This window comes from Paenibacillus periandrae, assembly GCF_022458865.1.
Taxonomy (GTDB): Bacteria; Bacillota; Bacilli; order Paenibacillales; family NBRC-103111; genus Paenibacillus_S; species Paenibacillus_S periandrae.
In genome coordinates, this window is the sequence record NZ_JAJNMU010000012.1 from 284,307 (window position 1) to 304,233 (window position 19,927).

Below are 19,927 nucleotides of genomic sequence, written 5' to 3' on the forward strand. Positions count from 1 at the left end.
AGTGTTCAGTTTTGAGTAGAGGCCGTGTCTATTCGTCGGAAAGACGGTTTTTCAAAGATGCTGTAACAGGGACAGAGATTGTGCAGCTTACCTCATTCCCGTGTATCAATATTAAATTATATTTTCACGTCAATGCATTCACACCGGATTCACAGACGCTTGTATTTCAGGTATTCTCCGAGGCAACGAGGGATTCGAAGGTCGATATTTTCAAGGTCAATATCGATGGCAAGGGACTAACACAGCTTACCGACGCCGCAGAGGCTGGCAGCCCGGTTGTGTCGCCTGATGGCCATTGGCTGTATTATATGTGCCATGGTGAGCTTCGCCGAGTATCGATGACGGATTATCGTGAGGAACGGATTGGATATATAGACGGCATACAGCCGTCTACGGGGCTTAGCAGTAACACGGCTGGTTCAACCATTAATGCCAGCATGAGCAGTGATGGGCGTGTATATTTTACAGATGCCACACTGACAAATGGCAGAAGAGCGATCCTCAGATATACAACGGACGGTAAGGAAGCCGCTATTATTTATGAATCGGATTCGATTACCCATACCCAATGTGAGCCCTCGGAAGCAAAGGTCGTTGCCTTTCAGCATGGACCGGATGCCCGGCATCGCAATATATGGCTGATCAACGAGGACGGAACAAACGTGAGGCCTCTGGACCTTCCTTATGGCAATGGGCATTGGATGTGGCTCGGCTCTTCACAAAAAATCTTGACCAATCTGGAGAAGCAGTTTAACGGCATTGCTGTGATGGGCGAGCATGACGATAAGCCGGAAATCATTGTCACCGGCGAGCATTTCTGGCATGCAGCCAGCAGTCGCGACGGCAAATGGATGGTATCGGACACGAGCTGGCCGGATAATGGCATTCAATTGATTCATGTGGATAACAAAAAGTATGCAACATTATGCTATTCACAAAGCTCTTCCTCTCATACGCAGTGGTCTCACCCGCACCCTTCATTCAGTCCTGACGGTAATTATGTAGTATATAATTCCGACATAACCGGAACTGCCCAGATGTATCTGGTCAAAATTCCTGAACATTTGCGAGCAGAATTACAAAGTGGCGGGTGAAGCATTTCTATGGAGAAGCTGAATATAGCGATTGTGGGATTAAGATTCGGCAGTACAGTCATTGAGGAATTGCTGCAGGGGGCGGGAAATCCCTATTTCCGAGTGCACGCGGTTTGCGATCTCGATCCCTCCAAGGCCGATGAATGCGCAATGAAATATGGAGCGAAGCCCTACTATTCGATTGCGAGTCTCCTTGCCGACCCAGAGGTTCAGGTAATTGGGCTGTATACGCCTCCGGCCGGGAGAGCAGAGCTGATCGATCAGATCATTCATTCTGGAAAAGATGTCATGACAACGAAGCCCTTTGAGCTGAATCCGCAAAAGGCACTCGATATCCTCCATAAGGCTAATGCGATGAAGCGCGTCGTCCATATGAATTCTCCGGGTCCAGCATGGTATGATACGTTGAATTACATCACAGCGTGGAGAACGAAATATGAGCTGGGCAAGCCGATAGGCGGCCGATGGGACATTTGGGTTAATTATCGCGAACAAGCAGATGGAGGCTGGTATGACGATCTCGAAAAGTGTCCGGTCGCGCCTATATTCAGGCTCGGCATTTACATCATTAACGACATGGCTCGAATATTTGGACCCGCTCACAAAGTATCGACTATGAGCTCGCGTCTGATCACGGAGCGGCCTACAGTTGATAACTCGCAGGTGAGCCTGCTTTTCCGTAACGGGGCGATAGCCAATATATTCGGAAGCTTTTGTGTAGATGACAGTCAGAGGTATAAAAGCCCGATGATCCTGAATTTCGAGCACGGAACCTTTTATTGTAACGTCATGCCAACGAATGAAGGGGACGTCAGCAAGCTGCTTCTAGTCGCGCGGCACCCGATAACCAGACTAAGAGTTACCGAAGAGGTCGAGGTTACTGGAGATGCAGGCCGGTATCAATGGAAGGAGTTGTACCAGTCCGTATGTGATCGTACAATGAATGAAGAGGCTTACATCCATGATGTGGTGGAGGGGCTTAAAATCATTGAAGCGATGCGAAGATCCGACCGAAGTGGAAGGATTGAGCTCGTCCAGGAGGAATTATGAAAATTGGCGTAGGCTTATTCGGCAATAACGGGGGACATCAGATACATGGCGAGCTGATTAACCATCCCTATGCAGCTATCGTGGCCACAGCTGCTATGGATAGGAGTCTGCTTACCCCTGAACAGCAATCCGATACGGATATAAGGCATTATGATTCGCTGGAGGAGCTGCTAAAGGATGAAAGGGTGCAGGTCGTTTCCTTATGCTCACCGCGCAGGGCCAACCAGGTCAATGAAGCGATCAAGTGCATGCGGCAAGGCAGGCATGTGTATGCGGAAAAGCCATGCGCCATGCATGAAGCAGAGCTGGACCAGCTGCTGCAGGTTGTGATCGAAACAGGCTGCTTATTCCGTGAAATGGCAGGAACGGGCTTTCAACAGCCGTACCTGGCCATACGCAATCTGGTTCAATCCGGTGTGATTGGCGAGGTGGTGCAGGTATTCGCCCAGAAGTCGTACCCGTATCATGACGCTCGTCCGCAGGATGAGGCGATAGACGGGGGGCTCATCGGCCAGAACGGCATTCACGCGATACGATTTGTTGAGCACGTGGCGTGCTTAAGAATCGAAGAGATTCACGCGATGGAAACCAGGCTTGGCAATCCAAGCGAGCACGGCGGACTTCATATGGCAGCCAGTATGATGATGAGACTCACGAATGGAGGTGTCGCCAGCATTGTCGCCAACTATTTGAATGCCAAGGGGTTTGGAAGCTGGGGCAATGAGCACTTGCGGATATTCGGCACAAAAGGGTTTATCGAAGCAGTCGATGGCGGAGCCAGAACCCGGCTTATCGTGGGCGATACCGACATGGGACCCATCGACACATCCGGGCCTAAGGAAAACTATTGGGACATGTTCATCCAAACGCTGCTTGGTAAAGCAGAAATGCCCATTACGCTTGAGGAAGAGCTGCATTGCACAAGAATGGCAATAAGAGCCAAAGAGTCTGCACAAGCACATACCCATTAACGAAGGAGTGTTACCAAAATGGCAAGAGGCCAGGCATATCCATCTGAAAGGCAATTTTTTGAGGATAGCAGAACCGGCGTGAAGATTACCAAGCTGACTGCGTTCCCTACCATTAACAGCAAGCTATATTTTCATATTAATGCATTTACTCCGGATTCCCGGTCATTGGTATTCAATACGTACAGGTCCGCGCAGCGGGATTCGCAAATCGATGTTTTCAAGGTTCAAACAGACGGTATGGGTTTGGTTCAGCTGACCGATCGTCCAAATGTGAGAGGAGCCATGGTCTCCTATGATGGGAAATGGTTGTACTACGTCACAAATGGCGAGCTTCGCCGAGTGTCTATGGACACCTATGAGGAAGATAGCATCAGCTATTTGGATGCACTGACGTGGGATGCAGAGTGCGCGAGTATGACTTATGACGACAAAAATTATTATGTAGAGGCTACTCTGAAAAATGGTCGACGCGGGATTGCCAGATTCACTACAGACGGTAAGGAGGCAAACGTGATCTTTGAAAATCCGGATATCACACATACCCAATGTGAGCCAACGGAGGGCAAGGTTATTGCTTTTCAGGACGGACCTGACGCATTCAACAGAAATATTTGGCTGATTGATCAGGATGGCAGCAACCTGCGTCCTTTGGAGCTTGCCTTTGGGAATGGACATTGGATGTGGCTTGGAGGCACCAAACGGATTATGTCCAATCTGGAGAAGGAGCAGCAGGGAATTGCCATCATGGCGGAGAATGATGAAGAGCCTGAGCTATTTGTCAACGGGGAGCATTATTGGCATGGGTCCTGCAGTAAGGATGGGGAATGGATGGTCTCGGATACGAACTGGCCTGATCATGGCATACACCTGATTCATACAGCAACGAAGAAGCACAAGGTCCTGTGTTACCCCAACAGCTCATCCTGCCATCCACAGTGGACGCATCCACACCCCTCCTTCAGCCCGGATGGCAAAATGGTGGTATATAATTCGGATGCCGGGGGGATTCCCAATGTTTATTTGGCAGTTATTCCCGACGAGATGCTCGCGGAGCTTGCAAAATAGTCGATAGGTTGCTGCGAGTTGGAGGTAAATGATGAAAAACCATCGTTTTAACTATTTCAAGCGATTGTTGTTGTTCTGCATCCTGATAGGGTTGATTCCCGTCATAACGCTGGGTTATTTCTCTTATGCCAAATCATCACAGCTATTGCTGGATAAGGCACACAGAAGCGACATGGAGATGGTGGAGCAAACACAGCTTCGTTTTGAACAAAAGCTGAAAATGGTGGATAATGCCCAGGCCCAAATTACCAACTCGCCACTTGTGATCGATGCTATGGAGCAGGAGCTCGATAGTGAAGATTATCTGACCTATGAGAAATTGATGCAGACGCTGTATCGGCTGCAGCTCTATGAATTCGGACTATCGGACGTTTACCTTGTGAATTTTAATAAAAATTGGATCTTAAGCAGCGCTGGTAAAGAATCACTGCAGGCCAGTGAGCTTAGCCCCACCTTTACGGGATATGTCAATAAAGGCAAGCTGTTTTTTTGGACTGCGTTTGAGTCGCCTTTTTTTGAAAAGTCGAACCCGCGGGTATGGAATACGGCGATTGTCAAAACGATCCCGATCAATTCCCTTAGCCCGCTCGGTCTTCTGGTTGCCGTACTGCCCAGCCACGAATTGAATAAAATGATCCCTAAAGTCAGCGGTGGCGATTCTGGGGATATGTACGTCCTGGATGAGCATTGCCGCATACTTGCAGCCAGCAAGCCGGATATGATCGGTATGGAGCTCTCCGATGAGACGTACATGCAGACCATTAAGCAGGCCAACAGGGAAGCGGATCAATTTGAAACTGCTAATCATACCTATGGGATTACGTACAGGCAATCGAATTATAACGGCTGGATTTATGTGGTGAAAACAAATATTAATGAGATCACGAAGGAATCGAAAGCAATCGGATGGGTGACTATATTCATTTGTTTGATTGTGTGTGTCCTGATCTTTATTGTTTCGTTGGAGGGGACTCGCAGGCTGTACGGTCCGGTTCGCAAGCTGTACGATCTTGTCTTGAAATCACCGGATATGCCGCGTACGAAGAGAAACGATGAATTTTATTGGATTGAAAAAAACATGCATGTGCTGATGGGGAAGGAATCCCATATGAGGCATCAGCTTCGCGATTTTTTTGTACATAAATTGCTGCAGGGTGCAGTTAACGCCAAAGAAATAGCTGACCGTATGGAAACCAGCGAGTTGGAATGCTGGAAGCAAATGCGGGTCATCTGCGTACGCATGGATACGCTTGAAGGAACTAACTACACGGATCGGGATCGAGATCTGCTCCTGTTTGCGATTCTTAATATGGCTGGGGAAATAATTCCGCAGCCATTCAGGCTGAACCCGGTTGTGATCAACGATCTTCAGGTAACCTTATTAGGCAGTCATGCCGAGCTTGCAGAGGCTTCAAAGGCGGAGGTATATGAATGGGCGGCGGCGATTCAAAATTCAGTGGAGCAGTATTTGCATCTCAATGTCAGTATGGGCATCAGCTGTTTGTTTATGGAGCTAAATGAGGCACCGAACGCCTTAAAAGAAGCGAAGGAAGCGCTGTCTTACAGCGTACGATTGGGACAGCAATCGATTCTGTTCCTCGAAGACATGCACCCTGAAGCCGCGGACCCAGCTGTTACCTATCCGCAGCAGGTCGTCAATGAGCTAATGGATCGCATTAAGCAGTTGGATGAAGCGGGAAGCTATCAGCTGCTGGATGAATTCATGGTGATCATTACGCGCAAAGCCATAAGCCAGCAGGAATTTCAGTTGGTGCTGCTGCGGCTGCTTGTCGAAATGACACGGCTTGTTCAGGAAATGGGGGGAACCCTGTACCATATCATCCCTCAGGAAAAAGAGATTATTAATGAAATTCTTGCGTTGAAATCGACCAAGGAAATCGTTGGGTGGATGCGGCTTACGATGATTCGACCACTGATGGATTATATTGAAAAGAGCAGAGAAACCCTGTATACGAGAATTTCCGATCAGATGCTTGCTATCATTGATCAGGAATATGATTCGCCCTTGTCACTGGAGAGCTGCGCAGCCCGGCTGAACTATCATCCGGAATATATTAGCCGTGTATTTCGCAAAGAAACCGGGTTGGTTTTCAGTGACTATTTGTCGAGACATCGGCTGCAAATGGCCAAAAAATTTTTGGTTGAAACGAGTATGTCGATCACGGAAATTTCGGAGAAGATGAAGTACAACAATCCGCAAAATTTTATACGTTATTTTCGCAAGCTGGAAGGCGTCACGCCGAAGCAATACCGGGAGCTGAGCCTTACGAAAAAAAGTCAACCAACGAATCAAGCAAATGGGCAGTAGTCGTATTGCAGCAGGTATGGATTGAAAGTTGTGGTATGCAGTGAATTGAGGGAAGACAGGAAAGCAGCGGCTCCGTGAATGGCGGAAACCGCTGCTTTCCTGTCTTGACTTTATGGATAATCAGATCGTGGCCGACAGACTATTTAAGCTTGTGCTTGCTGTTTAACAAGATCCACCAATTTTGTTTGTTTGAGATGCCGCTCCATTTTTTCCTCCGCGTCCTTCATTACAGCTTGAATCAAGCATTCGTCGCCGTGTACAAAATCACATTCAAATAGCGAGGCATTGCCCTCAATGGCGTGGATAATATCCAAAAACGTAATGTCATCCTTTTTGCGCGACAACCGATAGCCTCCATTGGCTCCTGAAACCGATTCAATCATTCCTGCTTTGACAAGCCTCGTTAAAATTTTGGATAAATAGGTCGGGGAAACATTTTGGGATTCAGCAAGCTGTTGGACGCCTATCGGCTTAACGGAAGAAGCGGCAACGAGCATGAGCATCGTGTGCAGAGCATAATTTGTCGCTTTTGTAAATCTCATAGCCGTACCTCCTTTAAAGACTTATTGTGTCTATAATATCCCCGTAATCACTGGTGTGTCAAGCTGCATGCTTTCATGAAAAAGCGGAAATAAAGTTATTTTCTGTTATACTGTAGGCTGGGAAAGATTTTGAATTGAAGGTGACAAGCAGATGAAAATAAATAAATATATGTTTCAAGAGGAAGGACTGCACCGTTTTCTGGGTACCTTGGAAGCCCGGATCATGGAAGTCTTTTGGGTATCAGAAGAATTGAGCATTAAACAAATGCACCATAAACTTAATGAAGAGAGTCCGTATTCGATTAATACGATCATGACGGTCATGAACAGGTTGTATGACAAGGGGCTGCTGCATAGGCATACCGAAGGAAAAGGCCGTACGAAGCTTACGCATTTCAGAGCAGCATCGACCAAGGAGCAGTTTTTGGCCGAACAGACAAAAAACGTAACTCGCGGCTTAATTGAAGATTTTGGCGGTCTGATGGTCACTCATATTGTGGATGCCATTGATGAGACCGATCCGCATCTTATCCAAACGTTGGAAATTAAACTCCAAGAGTTAAAGAAAAGGAAAAATAAATGAGCCGCTTGTTGAAGCCCGGCATGGCTATTTGTTGTATATATGTTGTCGCTGCGTGGATTTTGTTGCAAATGGGCATGGCCTTATCCCATCATATTAGTGATGTTGAGTTGAAGCCGGATATGGGGTTAGTTATCCAAGATATGCTGTTCGATTTAATAGTTGGGCATTCATTTTTTGAAACGGTTTTTATTGTATTAATTGGCCTCACCTGCGTTAGAATGATTATCTATATAGGCAGACACTTGTATGCCAGCCATAAATGGAAAGCTTTTGTCAAAGTTCAAATACATCCCCGTTTAACAATCAAATGGACGCGAAAATACAAAAAATGGCATACTCCCATTGACGTTATTCGTGAGCAGCAGCCGCTAGCTTTAGCGATAGGCATGCTACGTCCCCGGATTGTGATATCCACTGGTCTTTTGGACATGCTTTCTGTGGAGGAGGTACATGCTGTATTGCTTCATGAGCGCTATCATTGCACACAGCGTCATCCATTGAAAAAGTGGTTTGCAGCGATGATAATTACAAGCATGCCCTATATGTCCGTCTTGAAAGGGTTGGGTCACTACTACGATATTTGGATTGAGCTTTTGGCAGACCGTTATGCGATCACACATACCAACTCTACTTATACCATCAGTACAGCGTTATTAAAGCTTGTTCAAACCCAAAGATTCGCCACTCCTTATCAAGGGGTAAGTTTTTCAGATACTGCTATTAATTATCGGTTGTCTCAGCTCATACATCCCGAGCAATCTATTAACGTGCCGATGGTTTCGTTAAGATCAATTTGTACTTCAGGTACCGTTCTTATTGTGATTTCGATGATAATCTTTTTTCAATGTTTATAAACTATAGAGGGTATGAGTAATAGTGCAGGGGACCAACCTCCTGCTTTTTTGTGCTGGAAAACTTCAAAATATGAATAAATATTGAATTATAAAATTGATTATTGACATTTGTAAGCATGTTTAATAAAGTGAGATTACAAATAAACTACGATGCATAGTTTAATAATCTTGAAATACAAAATAAATATGGATTCACGCGGATGCAACAAGCTAGGGGGACCTATGTCGATTTTTTACCGGGATTTGAATCATGAACGAATACAGGATCGATGGGTGGATTGGGAAGGTCATCGCCAGGAAATAAATTTGTTAATTAGCCGTTCACTGGCTGATGGTTATCAGCGTAATCGCGCTATCGTTTTGGGAGCTGGAAATTGTGATGATTTGGATCTTTATTATTTTTGTAATATTTTTGAGCAAATGACTTTGGTAGACATCGATGCTCTATCGCTTCAGGAGGGTGTGAATCGACTAGCCCCCGAGCTTCTAGACCGAATTCAGCTACTGGGAAATATTGATTTTACGAAGCTGGATCAAGTTAACTTTTACAGCAGGTTCAATGATCTATTGGAGAGGAAAGCGTTAACGACAGAAATAAGCTGCTTTTTAACCCAAACCCCCAGTGAAATCGTTCGCTGCTCTTTATTAGAGCCTTGGAGAGGCCAATATTCTGTAGTCATTTCTTCAGCTGTGTATACCCAGATATTTTATATTCATGTATTAACCCTGTTAGCGGTTCATGCTTCAAGCTACACAGCTGAGGAAATAACGGTCCTAATGGATGGACTGAAGACATTGAGAGACTGTATGGTAAAGGCGTACAATGATCTGATGCTCGATTTACTTGAAGAAGGTGGAACGATCATTGCATGGTCGGATGTTGTTAAATTCGACGAGCAGTCTCCTTTTCCAGAGGAGCAATTTTATGCAATCAACAACGAAATGGAGCGCATGCAGTTTATGTTCGATTTGGCCAGCAAGCAGGGCAGAGAGGCCGCGTTAACAGGTTTGCATGATCTTCATGGAAGACTGCATAGCCAAGATCGGCAGTTCGCTTGCTGGATTTGGCCGTATAGCTCCAATAGACAATACATAACCTTCGGCATTTCCGGCAAAATAGTAAAAGGTACTACTTGATCTATTGTGCTCACTTCCATACATTTATGCAAATCCTTGCGCATACTGCAGAGCTCTATCCAGGATCATCCAATGAGGGTGCTTTTTTAGTTGACCATATTTTACAAAATGATACTATTAAAGGAATACTTAATAGGGGTGAATGGTTATGAGCTACACGAGTCCCAATTGGAATACGTCCATACTAATCACTATTGACACACAAAATGACTTTACCTTGCCCGACGCTCCGGCCGAAATCAAAGGGACTGCTGCTGTGCTGCCGAACATGAAGAGAGTATTGGAGGCGTATCGAGCTTTAGGCTTGCCGATTGTGCATGTCATTCGTTTGTACAAGGAAGATGGCTCCAACGTCGATATATGCCGTAAAGAGGCTATCGAAAAAGGGGCCAAAATCGCCGCTCCCAATACGGAAGGTGCTGAATTGGTATCCGAAATCCGTTCACCACATTATGCTTCACTTGAAGCGGACGAGCTGCTGAAAAGTGCCTTTCAGTCCGTTGGAGAACAAGAGTGGGTGATGTACAAGTCACGTTGGGGTGCTTTCTATAAAACCGATTTGGAATTGTTCCTACGAGCTCGCGGAATCGACACGATCGTATTTACAGGCTGTAACTTCCCTAATTGTCCAAGAACTTCGATGTACGAAGCAAGTGAACGAGATTTCCGGGTGGTCATGGTTGCGGACTCCATGTCGCAAGTATACGAGCAAGGCATCCAGGAAATGAGCAGGATTGGTGTGTATGTTTGCGACTTGGATGCCGTCCTTGCTGCTATACAATAAATGAAAAACAAGAGTAAAACTAAGCAAGCCTGACCGTCGGTCGTACAACCAGCTCATTGACATCCACATCGTCTGTCTGCTCAATGGCGAACATTATAGCACGGGCAATGGCAGAGGCAGGTACGGAGTTGCGGCGATATACTTTCATCAGCTGACTTGCTTGTTCATCCGTGATACTGTCGGCAGGCTCCGACTCTGTAATGCTCGGCATCACGCGAACATAGAACATACGTTCTGTGACCGCGGTATTTTTAGTAAAACGCCATCTGGATCGTTGGTGTTTATTAGATATTTCCATTTATTGGAATCTACCCTTTGAAATATCTGTAAATAAGGGCCCATTTGGACCATACATTGCCAATTATATAGATAAGTAAGGGTATGTTGATTGTGTTATCTCATAGCAGAATATGGAACATATGTTCTGTTAATTGAATTTGGGTTCTGTAGGAGTTGAGCTATGGAACTTTATATTTATGATTTCAGCAATGACCGGAAGCAGCAGCAGCGAGCCATACACACCCGATGTATAGCTGGTTACAAACCCAATGCCTATACCGTCATGAAGTACATAAGTGATCGTATGTATGATCAGATTCGTAAAACAAAAAGCATAGCTGCGCGTCATCCACTTGCGATGAGCTTGGACTTGTTTTTTTCTAATTTTCATAATCGCGATAACGGTCATGATTGGCCAAACGATATTCAACAAATTGAACGCTATGCTGACAGCTTTTCCTCCTGTGGCATAGGGAGCCATATAACCGGATGTCACGTCTACAATAATAACAGCGGCTACATACACATAACCATTCATTTTATGAAGCTTGCGGTATTTTCTTAAAATCGTCTGGGAGAAATTAACGGCTCCCGATACCATGGCCAGGCAAGCACACAGGATATGGACATACATCACATTTAACCAAACGGGGGCATTGAATTTCTTATTCAGTTTGTGATCTAAGAAACTCGCAGCTTGTGGATCATATATAAAATTCATATAAATCACGTAGACAATAAAACAAATGATAATGGCGAGCATGATTAAATAATAGCTCTTTAATTTTAACATTGGTTTCGCTATTCCTCTCATTTTTTGGCCTTATCGTACCCAATTGTGCTATGATTTACTGAAAACAAGTCATACAGAATCTACCGATTCTCGAAAGGATATTGGTTATGCGTAAAGGTGATAAAACAAAGCTGCATATTATTATGAAATCGGCGGAGCTGTTCAACCAGAAAGGATATGCGGCAACGACCATGCAGGATATTATGGATGCGACCCAATTGACCAAAGGCGGCATATATCGCAATTTTTCAAGTAAAGACGATATTGCTATGGAAGCATTCAAATATGCCGGAGAAGTTCTCTGGGAACATTTTTCCCGGGCGATACAGAATTGCCGCACTTCGACTGATGCCATACTGGCGATGTGCGATGTGTACAGCGATACGGTTCATAATCCTCCCCTTCAAGGAGGCTGTCCTTTTCTGAATACAGCTGTTGAGAGTGATCATTCCTTTCCGGTGCTGCGTGATCAAGCCATGGATGCGTACCGGCAAATGCTGGCATTTATCCAGGGGCTGCTTGAGCAGGGGACCGTTACCGGGGAGTTCAGTGCTGATATGGACACGGAGTCGGCGGCTTCCTTTATTTTTTCGTCTATTGAAGGGGCGATTATGTCAAGCAGGCTTACGCTCGATAATAAACATGTCCGCTATGCAAGGAATCAAATTCAACGTTGGTTATTGACATTCAAACCTGCGTAAAGCTGTTTTGCTCTGCGTTCTCCATTCGTTCACCTGTCACCTTCGAAGCAGGCAGCATGCCGGCTTTTGCCGTTCCCATCATTTGCTTGCCGTGTATGCTACAAATAAAACCGAACCGTCCGGTTTCTTTTGATGATACACGAACCAAACCTGCATTTCAAACCCCTTCTTATGATCTTTTTGTGAACACAGTGTGAGCCCCCAACTCCTGTGCAAGTACGATAGATTTTGCCGCGGTAAGGGCTTTTATGGCCAACCTAAATCTGTCCCCCTTAATCATGGACATACAATATATATCGGGCAATACTGAGCATCGCGATAAGCTTTTCGTTGAGGTTTTTCAACAAACTAGGGGACTTTCGTCCCTGTTCAATAATAGTCATCTCTTCTCTTGACCTATTTTTTCCAAACACTTAGAATTTGAAGAAAGATCATGGTTGAATACAAGTAGGTGATTGATGATGTACGGTTAACGTATATTTTGCTGGGATGATTCACTTCTGTATAATGGCAAGCCGCTGGAACGCGAGCTAACAAACCGACAGCAGTTACTGTTTGCTTGCCCATATCGGACATACATCTTCAGATAAACAGATGATTGCAGTCTATGAATGCATGGCATAACAATCCTCCACTTGATGACCCACTTCCCGGCTTTGCTGCTGTCTACCTTCCAGTCTGTAGTTCACATCCCTTAACGAATCTCAGCTAACCCTTACCCTTCAATTTTTTTAGACCCTTATTGCCGACCTGTCAGAACAAACCGTCGATATATCATGGTACTTTCAGTCGCGTATTTTGGTGATGACCAATGAAAATAGGAGGTGCTATTTTGGTTTGCAAAATATGGATAATAAAAATGCTCATCGTATTGTCCGTACTGACAATATTTGAATGGCTCGCCTTTCCTGCCTTAACAAATAGTGCAGCAGATATAAAGGTTGACCCAAAGCTCACTGACATCCCGATCGATATTCATTTCCCGACCGATATTAAAGTTCCGGTTGAAGTCGAGAAACCGATCGACATCAAGCAGCAGAGCCAGATCAACCCCATCGATATAAGATTCAAACCATTCGAAATCGATTCCGTACTCCTCATTAAGAGAGCTGCAGTCCGGTGGGGATCCTTTATTGGCGCCAAAGTAAGTACCCCTCCCGTGGTAAGTGCGGAAGGAACGATCTATTTGGCCGCGGAAAATAAAATGCTGTATGCAGTGAACACGGACGGATCGATCAAGTGGAGCATTTTATTGGGCGGGAATCCCTATACCGTACCCGTAATTGGCCCCGACGGTACAATCTATGTAAATACATGGGAAGATCATAAATTGGTTGCCATAACCGCTGGCGGGAAGAAAAAGTGGGAGTACGTAAAAGAAGGAGCTAACGTCAAAAATGAAGGTATTGTTTTTCCTCCACCGGTAATCGGGTCTGACGGCACAGTCTATACAGGAGGATCTGAAAGTGACAAGAAACTGTATGCCATTACTCCAAACGGGATAAAAAAGTGGGATTTTGTTACACCGACACTCGTAAGAGCCATAGCACTCGGAGGGGACGGAACAATCTATGTTTCGTCGGAGTCAAGAGGGACCACAGGGCTTTATGCGCTCAATCCGAACGGAAGTCAAAAATCGGAGTTCAAACCCCAAAAGGGTCTAATTTCTGCACCTAATTATATAAAAATTGGAATTGAAGGTACAATTTATGCTGCTGATAATTGGATGTTTCGTGCCTTTAACCCGGATGGTTCGCAAAAATGGTATTCGCAGGAACTTTTATACAACATAAAATCTATGTCCATCGGAACGGACGGTACAATTTATGCTGGAAATGGTTCGATACTATATGCCATCGGTCCGGATGGAAATGTCAAATGGAAAACGGATACCGAATATGCAACAGTTCAGGGATGGGATATAACTTACCCGGTCAAACTTACGTTAGGGAATGTGGCCATCGGACCCGATGGTACGATCTATGCCACAGACTTTTTAAATAAAGATAAAAAATATAAGAGTAATAATGTGAAATATACTTTGAAGGGGAGAAATGCCGATGGTCTGGTCGTATGGAATTTCCCTGATGACGTTATTATCACCTATCCTCCGGCGTTTGGGATTGACGGTACGGTGTACGCGGTATCCGGGGAGAATTTGTATGCGCTCGGGACCGTCGGTGCCAGCAGTATCATCTTGGACAAAAAAGCTCTCGATTTGCAAGCTGGGGGCAGCGCATTATTGACCGCAACAATTATTCCTGAAAAAGCTACGAACAAACAGGTCAAATGGAGCAGCAGCGACAGTACCGTGGCTGCGGTAGACGAGACGGGAAAAGTTACGGGAATCGCGGCGGGCATAGCGAAAATTACCGTTACTGCAGAGGACGGAGGATTCATGGCCGAATGCGTCGTTACAGTCGCGCCTACCACAAATCCACCGGTAACGCTGCCAGCGACGCCTCGACCGGAGCTGCCATTTTCCGATATTGAAGGTCATTGGGCCAAACAGAACATCATTAAAGCTGTCGAGCTTCATGTCGCAAACGGTTATCAAGATTTCACCTTCCGGCCGGATGGCAGCGTTACCCGTGCTGAATTTGCCGTCTTTCTGATGAATGGGATGAAACCGGCGGCGGATGGTGCAAAGCTCGCTTTCACAGATCAAGACAAGATCGGAGAATGGGCGGTCAAGGCAGTTTCGCAGGCTTTGCAGCTTGGAATTGTTAGCGGCTATCCGGACGGCACCTTCCGGCCGGACGCCAGTATCACCCATGCGGAAATGATCGCCATGGTTATCAGGGCGTCTGGCCTGCCTGTCAACGAACAGGCGCAATCCGGCTTTGCCGATGACGCTGACATTCCTGCTTGGGCGAAAGGCGCAGCAGCAGCGGCAAAGCAATCAGGCATTGCCGATTTCATGCGCGATAACCGTTTTGCGCCAGATAACAAAGCGACCAGAGCGGAAGCGGTGACGGCGATCTTGAACATGCTGGGCAAGAAGTGATTTTTGAAACGCTTTTGAAACCCTCCCATAAAAGCCCATTCATCTCCTAATTATTAAAAAAACGGTTTGCCTCTTAAGGAGGTTAGCCGTTTTTGTTTTGTAGGCTGATATTCGGATTGGGGGTCACTCGTTAAAAGATGCTCCAATCAAAAGCGGTAGAGAGGGTTTCCAGCAAATGTACTCCAGCGGTGCTGTTGCCTTTGGGGTTCAAGGCAGGGCCTACCACACCAATACCATATTGGCCCGGCACTAATGCAAGAATACCACCGGATACACCACTTTTCGCCGGTAATCCTGAGCGGATTGCAAAAGCACCGGACTCGTTGTACATCCCGCAAGTCAGCATGAACGTTTTGGCAATTTGCACGTAACGGCGGGGAACCAGTTGCCGCCCTGTCATCGGATCGGTACCGTCGAAGGCTAATACGAGTGCCATTCTGGCCAGGTGTGAGCAGGAAACTTCTATCGAGCAATGCTTGAAGTAAACCTCCAATACCTCCTCAACATCAATCTCATCTCCAAGAACACGGTTGGCCTTAAGGAAGTACGCAAGGGAACGATTGCGATGTGCCGTATTCGTTTCTGAACGATAAACAGCTTCATTAAAGGTTAGTGTCGGATCTCCAGTCAATTCGTGGAAAAAGGAAAGAATGCGGTTCGTTTTCTCGGCTGGAGTTGATCCGGTTATAAGTGAGGACACGGTGATAGCTCCTGCGTTAATTAAAGGATTAAAAGGAATGCCTGGATCAACCAGCTCCAGCTTCAGCATGGAATTGAAATTGTCACCGGTAGGCTCCATGCCTACTTTGGAGAATACGCCGGTTTCCCCTTGGTCCATTAACGCCAGCAGCAGTGTAAATACTTTGGATATGCTCTGCAGGGTGAAACGCATATCGGAGTCCCCGGCGGTGATAATACGTGCTTGATCGTCGATAATCGTGAAGCCAAGCGCTTCACGTGGGGCATTAGCCAACTCAGGTATATAGGCAGCTACGTTTCCTGAGCAGGCTTGTTTGCGGCTTTCTTCGAGCCATGTCGGCACTTGCTTCTCTAGTTGTTCCCAAACGGAAGTCATGCTCCGTTCCTCCTTCAATTCTGTTCAGATCCTTTTCGACAAAAGCAGCCGTCATTCTTTCATTAAAACATACATTTTGAAAAAGAGGAAACATAAAAAAAGGCTGGAGAGAACCTGAATTTCACACACGTCTGGCTGCGTTTTCCATCAAGTACTTATTTTTTTCGAATATCTAACAATGCGTTTACAATAATCGTTATTTCCCATAATCATGTTAATTTATTATGAAGGTATTCGGATACAACGTCATGCTTAACATACAGGGAGGGTGCGCCAAATGTGTAAAAATCAAAGGTTTGTTTTATTATCGCTGATGCTGATTATTGTGACTTCACTAGTTGTTACAGGCTGTCAAGCCTTGCAATCTCCCAGCAAGCCCAAGCTCCGTATCCTTTCAAGCTCGGAGAACAAGGCACTGATACCGCTGATTGACAAATTTACGGACACACAAGGTTTCGATGTTGAATTTGTGTTTAAAGGATCGGTAGACAGCATGTCTGAGCTTTCCGGTCACTATGCCGATTACGATGCGGTATGGCTGGCCAATTCCCAGTGGATTTCCATGGGAGATACGAATAAGCGGGTGAAGGAACAAAAGTCGATCATGACCTCGCCAGTCGTATGGGGCATCCGTAAAAGCGCAGCGGAGAAGCTGGGTTTTGTCGGTCGTGATGTAACTGTGCAGCAGCTGGCAGAGGCGGTGCAGCAGAAGAAGCTGCAATTTGCGATGACTTCGGCCTCCCAATCCAATTCAGGAGCATCCGCCTATATCGGATTTCTGTATGCCATGCTAGACAATCCATCTACCCTAACTATCCAGGATCTGCAAAAGCCGGAGCTCGCGGTCAAAATGAAAAGCTTGTTAAATGGGGTAAACCGTTCGAGCGGCAGCTCGGAATGGCTGAAGGATCTGTTTCTCAAAGCGAATTTTGATGCAATGGTCAATTACGAAGCCGTGTTGATCGAGACGAATAAAAGTCTGATTGCTGCCAATAAAGAACCCTTATACTTGATCTATCCGACTAATGGGCTGACAGTAGCGGACTATTCTTTGGGTTATATTAACAACGGAAAGGCAGAGGCAGAGGAACGGTTTAAGGCACTGCAGGGCTATCTGTTGTCAGCCAGTTCCCAAAAGGAAATTCTGTCATTAGGCAGAAGAACAGGCTTTGGCGGCGTTGTGGCAGGGGCAGACAAAGCCGTGTTTAACCCGGATTGGGGTATCGATATGAGCAAGACTTTATCTCCGATCCCGTTCCCGGAACCCGAGGTGATCCGTGAAGCATTAAATAGGTATCAAACTCTGTTTAAAAAGCCTTCATATACCGTCTTTTGCATCGACTATTCCGGCAGTATGTCTACGAATGGTGGCGAACGGGGAGTGAAGGAAGCGATGGGCTTGCTGCTGAATCAAGAAAAATCAAAGCAGGTGCTCCTGCAATCCTCTGCTGAGGATACCATCGTAGTGATGCCTTTTAACTCGGACATTATAGATAAATGGAGTGCTGTAGGTCCCGGACAATTCCCGGCTTTGTTGGATAATATACAGAAGCTTGGTGCAAGCGGGGGAACGAATATTTATGACCCGTCAATCGCAGCGCTGAATTTGCTCAGCAAGGTGGATACGGACAAATATGTCGTGTCCGTCGTGCTTATGACGGACGGATTGTCGAGTGGTCGAATTAACGATTTTCAGCAGGCATACACAACGCTTGGAAAGGACATTCCTGTATTCTCCATTACATTCGGGGATGCCGATGAAAAGCAGCTTCGTGCTATCTCCAATCTGACACATGCCGACGTCTTCCCGAGCGGCGGCGATCTGACAGGGGCGTTTAAGAAAGTGAGGGGATACAATTGATCTCGCGCTTAATGGCTTTGCCCCAATTTACGCTGTTATTATCACTTACGCTGTGCTCCGGGGCTTTTGTGTTTTTCATGTTCGTGTTAAATCTCAGCATCGTGTTATCGCTGGTGCTGGATGCGGTTCTGTACGTAGGCTTGCATTTGATACTCACAGCCGCGGATCCGGCAGCCAAGGAAACCAAATTACTGCTTCGAGCTGCCAAGGTAAAGCTGGAGCTGCTGCGAAGCGCTTCCTATCATATTTCCAATCCACGGATTCAAAATGATGTGAATGAAATTGTTGGAGCCAGTATGCAAATCATGCTGCTCATTCAGAAGAAATCAGCCGATCTGCCTGCATCGAAGCAGCTGCTGACCTTCTACCTGGATAATACCTTGGAAATGGTGAACCGCTATGTTTCGCTTTCCTCCAAAAGCTACCTCAATGCTTCCAGTAATGAGGTATTGCGTAAGATCGAAGTGGTGCTAGAGGGCGTCAAGGTTAATTTTATCGCACAATACAACAAGCTGCTTATCAATGACCTGTCCGATCTGGCAATCAAAATGGATGTAGTTAGCCAAATGCTGGAATGGGAGGATGCAAAATGAGAAAAGCACAGGTTATCGGAATCAGTCTCGTTTTACTTGTTATCATCATCAGTGTTCTGGTCAAAACAGTGTGGATACCGGATCAGAACATGACTACTGGAAATTCACCAATGAGCAGCACTGTAGTCCTTAAAGGAATGATCGGCAGCGAGAAGGAGGCTTTGTTTGGGGATCCTGATTTTCAAAAGCTGGCGAAAACCAAATATGGGATCACCCTGGACACTTTCAAGTCAGGATCATTGGAAATGACGGATGCACAGAAATTGAAAGATTATGATTTTGTTTTTCCAGCCAGCCAAACCGTCGTGGAGAAACTCAAGAGTCTTACCAAAATAACTGGAGCGGAAGAGGTATTCCGTACACCGCTTGTCTACTATAGCTGGGAGCGGGTGGTGCGTCCACTTCAGCAGCTGGGGATCGTCCAGCAGCAACCCGATCGTTCCCTATCTCTGGATAATAAACAGCTGCTGCAGCTCGTTATGGGCGATAAAAAATGGTCGGATATCGGTTTAACAGAGCTATACGGCCCCATTGTGGTCGATACCTCGGATCCGAAAAAATCCAACTCCGGCAACTCCTATGCCGCGATTGCTGCCGATGCCTTAATTGACGGCCATATGATCACTCAAGCGTCTATTCCTGTAATAAAGAATGCAATTCAAACTATATTTGCCAAGTCGGGATTCAAAAAATCTTCGACAACCGAGCTGTTCGAGGAATATTTGAAAACAGGGGCTGGAAGCCATAAAATTATTGTCGGTTACGAGAGTGATGTCCTGTATTTTTCCAAGCAAAATCCCGAGGTTTGGAAGCAGCTGCAGCAAAGCGCCATGCCCCAAATGCTGTATCCCGCGCCAACTTTGTGGTCCGTTCATACCATTGTGCCTTTGAATGAGAAAGCGAGGGTGCTGATAGCTTTTCTAAAGGATGCCGAAGTACAAAAGCTGGCATGGGAGCGATACGGATTTCGTACGGGTGTAGTTGGCCATTCAACGGACATTTCAGTATTTGCTGTAGAGGGTCTAAGTGCCTCGATAGATAGAGTGATGCAGCTTCCCGATTATGAAACGATGGAAAAATTGCTATATAAAACGCACTTAAGATTATAACCGAACGAGCAACCGATCGATGGTTTGCATAGGGTGCTTGTTGAGTCGTTTCATGAAGGCCGTGACATGAAGTCGAATGCGATAGAATTTGCTGAAAAAC

19 protein-coding genes are annotated in these 19,927 nt (G+C 45.9%); 14 read left to right on the top strand and 5 right to left on the bottom strand.

What is annotated here, in order from left to right:
* The first annotated feature begins 11 nt into the window (after positions 1 to 11).
* Genes LRL21_RS21725 through LRL21_RS21745 form a run of 5 tightly spaced genes read left to right on the top strand, consistent with a single transcriptional unit; the run spans position 12 to position 6,509 of the window.
* Complete coding sequence (locus LRL21_RS21725) at positions 12 to 1,094, top strand: oligogalacturonate lyase family protein (RefSeq protein ID WP_240417875.1); 1,083 nt, start codon at positions 12 to 14, stop codon at positions 1,092 to 1,094.
* Between the two features lie 9 nt (positions 1,095 to 1,103).
* Entirely contained in the window at positions 1,104 to 2,144 is a 1,041-nt protein-coding gene (locus LRL21_RS21730) for a Gfo/Idh/MocA family protein (RefSeq protein ID WP_240417876.1), read from the top strand.
* The gene (locus tag LRL21_RS21735; protein ID WP_240417877.1) at positions 2,141 to 3,115 is read left to right on the top strand and encodes a Gfo/Idh/MocA family protein; all 975 of its coding nucleotides are present in this window, start codon (positions 2,141 to 2,143) and stop codon (positions 3,113 to 3,115) included. Before LRL21_RS21730 ends, LRL21_RS21735 begins: the two co-directional genes overlap by 4 nt.
* 18 nt (positions 3,116 to 3,133) lie before the next feature.
* The gene (locus tag LRL21_RS21740; protein ID WP_240417878.1) at positions 3,134 to 4,180 is read left to right on the top strand and encodes an oligogalacturonate lyase family protein; all 1,047 of its coding nucleotides are present in this window, start codon (positions 3,134 to 3,136) and stop codon (positions 4,178 to 4,180) included.
* A gap of 28 nt (positions 4,181 to 4,208) precedes the next feature.
* Positions 4,209 to 6,509: an AraC family transcriptional regulator gene (locus LRL21_RS21745; protein WP_240417879.1), complete on the top strand. Its 2,301-nt coding sequence runs from the start codon at positions 4,209 to 4,211 to the stop codon at positions 6,507 to 6,509.
* Between the two features lie 143 nt (positions 6,510 to 6,652).
* Here LRL21_RS21745 and LRL21_RS21750 read toward each other — a convergent pair whose 3' ends face one another.
* On the bottom strand, positions 6,653 to 7,051 hold the full coding sequence (locus LRL21_RS21750) for an Rrf2 family transcriptional regulator (protein WP_240417880.1): 399 nt from the start codon (positions 7,049 to 7,051) through the stop codon (positions 6,653 to 6,655).
* A gap of 151 nt (positions 7,052 to 7,202) precedes the next feature.
* Between LRL21_RS21750 and LRL21_RS21755 the strand changes: the two genes are divergently transcribed.
* The 4 genes from LRL21_RS21755 to LRL21_RS21770 all read left to right on the top strand — a co-directional run bounded on the left by LRL21_RS21755 (position 7,203) and on the right by LRL21_RS21770 (position 10,409).
* Positions 7,203 to 7,634 (top strand): BlaI/MecI/CopY family transcriptional regulator, encoded by a 432-nt coding sequence (locus tag LRL21_RS21755; protein WP_240417881.1) that lies wholly within the window; start codon positions 7,203 to 7,205, stop codon positions 7,632 to 7,634.
* Positions 7,631 to 8,488: a M56 family metallopeptidase gene (locus LRL21_RS21760; RefSeq protein ID WP_240417882.1), complete on the top strand. Its 858-nt coding sequence runs from the start codon at positions 7,631 to 7,633 to the stop codon at positions 8,486 to 8,488. Before LRL21_RS21755 ends, LRL21_RS21760 begins: the two co-directional genes overlap by 4 nt.
* Before the next feature lie 222 nt (positions 8,489 to 8,710).
* A complete protein-coding gene (locus LRL21_RS21765) occupies positions 8,711 to 9,625 on the top strand; it encodes a hypothetical protein (protein ID WP_240417883.1) in 915 nt (304 codons plus the stop codon).
* A gap of 148 nt (positions 9,626 to 9,773) precedes the next feature.
* Positions 9,774 to 10,409: a cysteine hydrolase family protein gene (locus LRL21_RS21770; protein WP_240417884.1), complete on the top strand. Its 636-nt coding sequence runs from the start codon at positions 9,774 to 9,776 to the stop codon at positions 10,407 to 10,409.
* A 19-nt stretch (positions 10,410 to 10,428) separates the two neighbouring features.
* Here LRL21_RS21770 and LRL21_RS21775 read toward each other — a convergent pair whose 3' ends face one another.
* Together LRL21_RS21775 and LRL21_RS21780 are read right to left on the bottom strand one after the other, a co-directional pair.
* Complete coding sequence (locus LRL21_RS21775; RefSeq protein ID WP_338044658.1) at positions 10,429 to 10,638, bottom strand: SDR family oxidoreductase; 210 nt, start codon at positions 10,636 to 10,638, stop codon at positions 10,429 to 10,431.
* A 198-nt stretch (positions 10,639 to 10,836) separates the two neighbouring features.
* A complete protein-coding gene (locus tag LRL21_RS21780) occupies positions 10,837 to 11,481 on the bottom strand; it encodes a DUF2306 domain-containing protein (protein WP_240417885.1) in 645 nt (214 codons plus the stop codon).
* A 107-nt stretch (positions 11,482 to 11,588) separates the two neighbouring features.
* Here LRL21_RS21780 and LRL21_RS21785 point away from each other — a divergent pair, with 107 nt between their 5' ends.
* Complete coding sequence (locus LRL21_RS21785; protein ID WP_240417886.1) at positions 11,589 to 12,182, top strand: TetR/AcrR family transcriptional regulator; 594 nt, start codon at positions 11,589 to 11,591, stop codon at positions 12,180 to 12,182.
* On the opposite strand, the gene LRL21_RS21790 is transcribed toward LRL21_RS21785, so the two are convergent.
* Positions 12,169 to 12,330, bottom strand: a complete 162-nt coding sequence (locus LRL21_RS21790; protein WP_240417887.1) for a hypothetical protein — start codon at positions 12,328 to 12,330, stop codon at positions 12,169 to 12,171. The two genes, LRL21_RS21785 and LRL21_RS21790, sit on opposite strands and share 14 nt — an antisense overlap.
* Before the next feature lie 684 nt (positions 12,331 to 13,014).
* On the opposite strand from LRL21_RS21790, the gene LRL21_RS21795 reads away from it, so the two are divergent.
* Positions 13,015 to 15,189, top strand: a complete 2,175-nt coding sequence (locus LRL21_RS21795) for an S-layer homology domain-containing protein (protein ID WP_240417888.1) — start codon at positions 13,015 to 13,017, stop codon at positions 15,187 to 15,189.
* A gap of 130 nt (positions 15,190 to 15,319) precedes the next feature.
* On the opposite strand, the gene glsA is transcribed toward LRL21_RS21795, so the two are convergent.
* Positions 15,320 to 16,264: a glutaminase A gene (gene glsA, locus LRL21_RS21800; RefSeq protein WP_240417889.1), complete on the bottom strand. Its 945-nt coding sequence runs from the start codon at positions 16,262 to 16,264 to the stop codon at positions 15,320 to 15,322.
* A gap of 277 nt (positions 16,265 to 16,541) precedes the next feature.
* Between glsA and LRL21_RS21805 the strand changes: the two genes are divergently transcribed.
* From LRL21_RS21805 to LRL21_RS21815, 3 genes are read left to right on the top strand one after another with little or no spacing between them, the layout of a single operon-like run.
* Positions 16,542 to 18,125, top strand: a complete 1,584-nt coding sequence (locus tag LRL21_RS21805; RefSeq protein ID WP_240417890.1) for a VWA domain-containing protein — start codon at positions 16,542 to 16,544, stop codon at positions 18,123 to 18,125.
* 11 nt (positions 18,126 to 18,136) lie between these two features.
* Positions 18,137 to 18,718, top strand: coding sequence for a 5-bromo-4-chloroindolyl phosphate hydrolysis family protein (locus LRL21_RS21810; RefSeq protein ID WP_240417891.1), 582 nt, complete (start codon positions 18,137 to 18,139; stop codon positions 18,716 to 18,718).
* Positions 18,715 to 19,827, top strand: a complete 1,113-nt coding sequence (locus LRL21_RS21815; protein ID WP_240417892.1) for a hypothetical protein — start codon at positions 18,715 to 18,717, stop codon at positions 19,825 to 19,827. The genes LRL21_RS21810 and LRL21_RS21815 overlap by 4 nt, the downstream gene beginning before the upstream one ends.
* Positions 19,828 to 19,927: the final 100 nt, after the last annotated feature.

Coding starts and splice junctions, on each gene's coding strand:
- LRL21_RS21730 (WP_240417876.1), top strand. CDS start 1,104: ATGGAGAAGCTGAATATAGCGATTGTGGGATTAAGATTCGGCAGTACA.
- LRL21_RS21735 (WP_240417877.1), top strand. CDS start 2,141: ATGAAAATTGGCGTAGGCTTATTCGGCAATAACGGGGGACATCAGATA.
- LRL21_RS21740 (WP_240417878.1), top strand. CDS start 3,134: ATGGCAAGAGGCCAGGCATATCCATCTGAAAGGCAATTTTTTGAGGAT.
- LRL21_RS21745 (WP_240417879.1), top strand. CDS start 4,209: ATGATGAAAAACCATCGTTTTAACTATTTCAAGCGATTGTTGTTGTTC.
- LRL21_RS21750 (WP_240417880.1), bottom strand. CDS start 7,051: ATGAGATTTACAAAAGCGACAAATTATGCTCTGCACACGATGCTCATG.
- LRL21_RS21755 (WP_240417881.1), top strand. CDS start 7,203: ATGAAAATAAATAAATATATGTTTCAAGAGGAAGGACTGCACCGTTTT.
- LRL21_RS21760 (WP_240417882.1), top strand. CDS start 7,631: ATGAGCCGCTTGTTGAAGCCCGGCATGGCTATTTGTTGTATATATGTT.
- LRL21_RS21765 (WP_240417883.1), top strand. CDS start 8,711: ATGTCGATTTTTTACCGGGATTTGAATCATGAACGAATACAGGATCGA.
- LRL21_RS21770 (WP_240417884.1), top strand. CDS start 9,774: ATGAGCTACACGAGTCCCAATTGGAATACGTCCATACTAATCACTATT.
- LRL21_RS21775 (WP_338044658.1), bottom strand. CDS start 10,638: ATGTTCTATGTTCGCGTGATGCCGAGCATTACAGAGTCGGAGCCTGCC.
- LRL21_RS21780 (WP_240417885.1), bottom strand. CDS start 11,481: ATGTTAAAATTAAAGAGCTATTATTTAATCATGCTCGCCATTATCATT.
- LRL21_RS21785 (WP_240417886.1), top strand. CDS start 11,589: ATGCGTAAAGGTGATAAAACAAAGCTGCATATTATTATGAAATCGGCG.
- glsA (WP_240417889.1), bottom strand. CDS start 16,264: ATGACTTCCGTTTGGGAACAACTAGAGAAGCAAGTGCCGACATGGCTC.
- LRL21_RS21805 (WP_240417890.1), top strand. CDS start 16,542: ATGTGTAAAAATCAAAGGTTTGTTTTATTATCGCTGATGCTGATTATT.
- LRL21_RS21810 (WP_240417891.1), top strand. CDS start 18,137: ATGGCTTTGCCCCAATTTACGCTGTTATTATCACTTACGCTGTGCTCC.
- LRL21_RS21815 (WP_240417892.1), top strand. CDS start 18,715: ATGAGAAAAGCACAGGTTATCGGAATCAGTCTCGTTTTACTTGTTATC.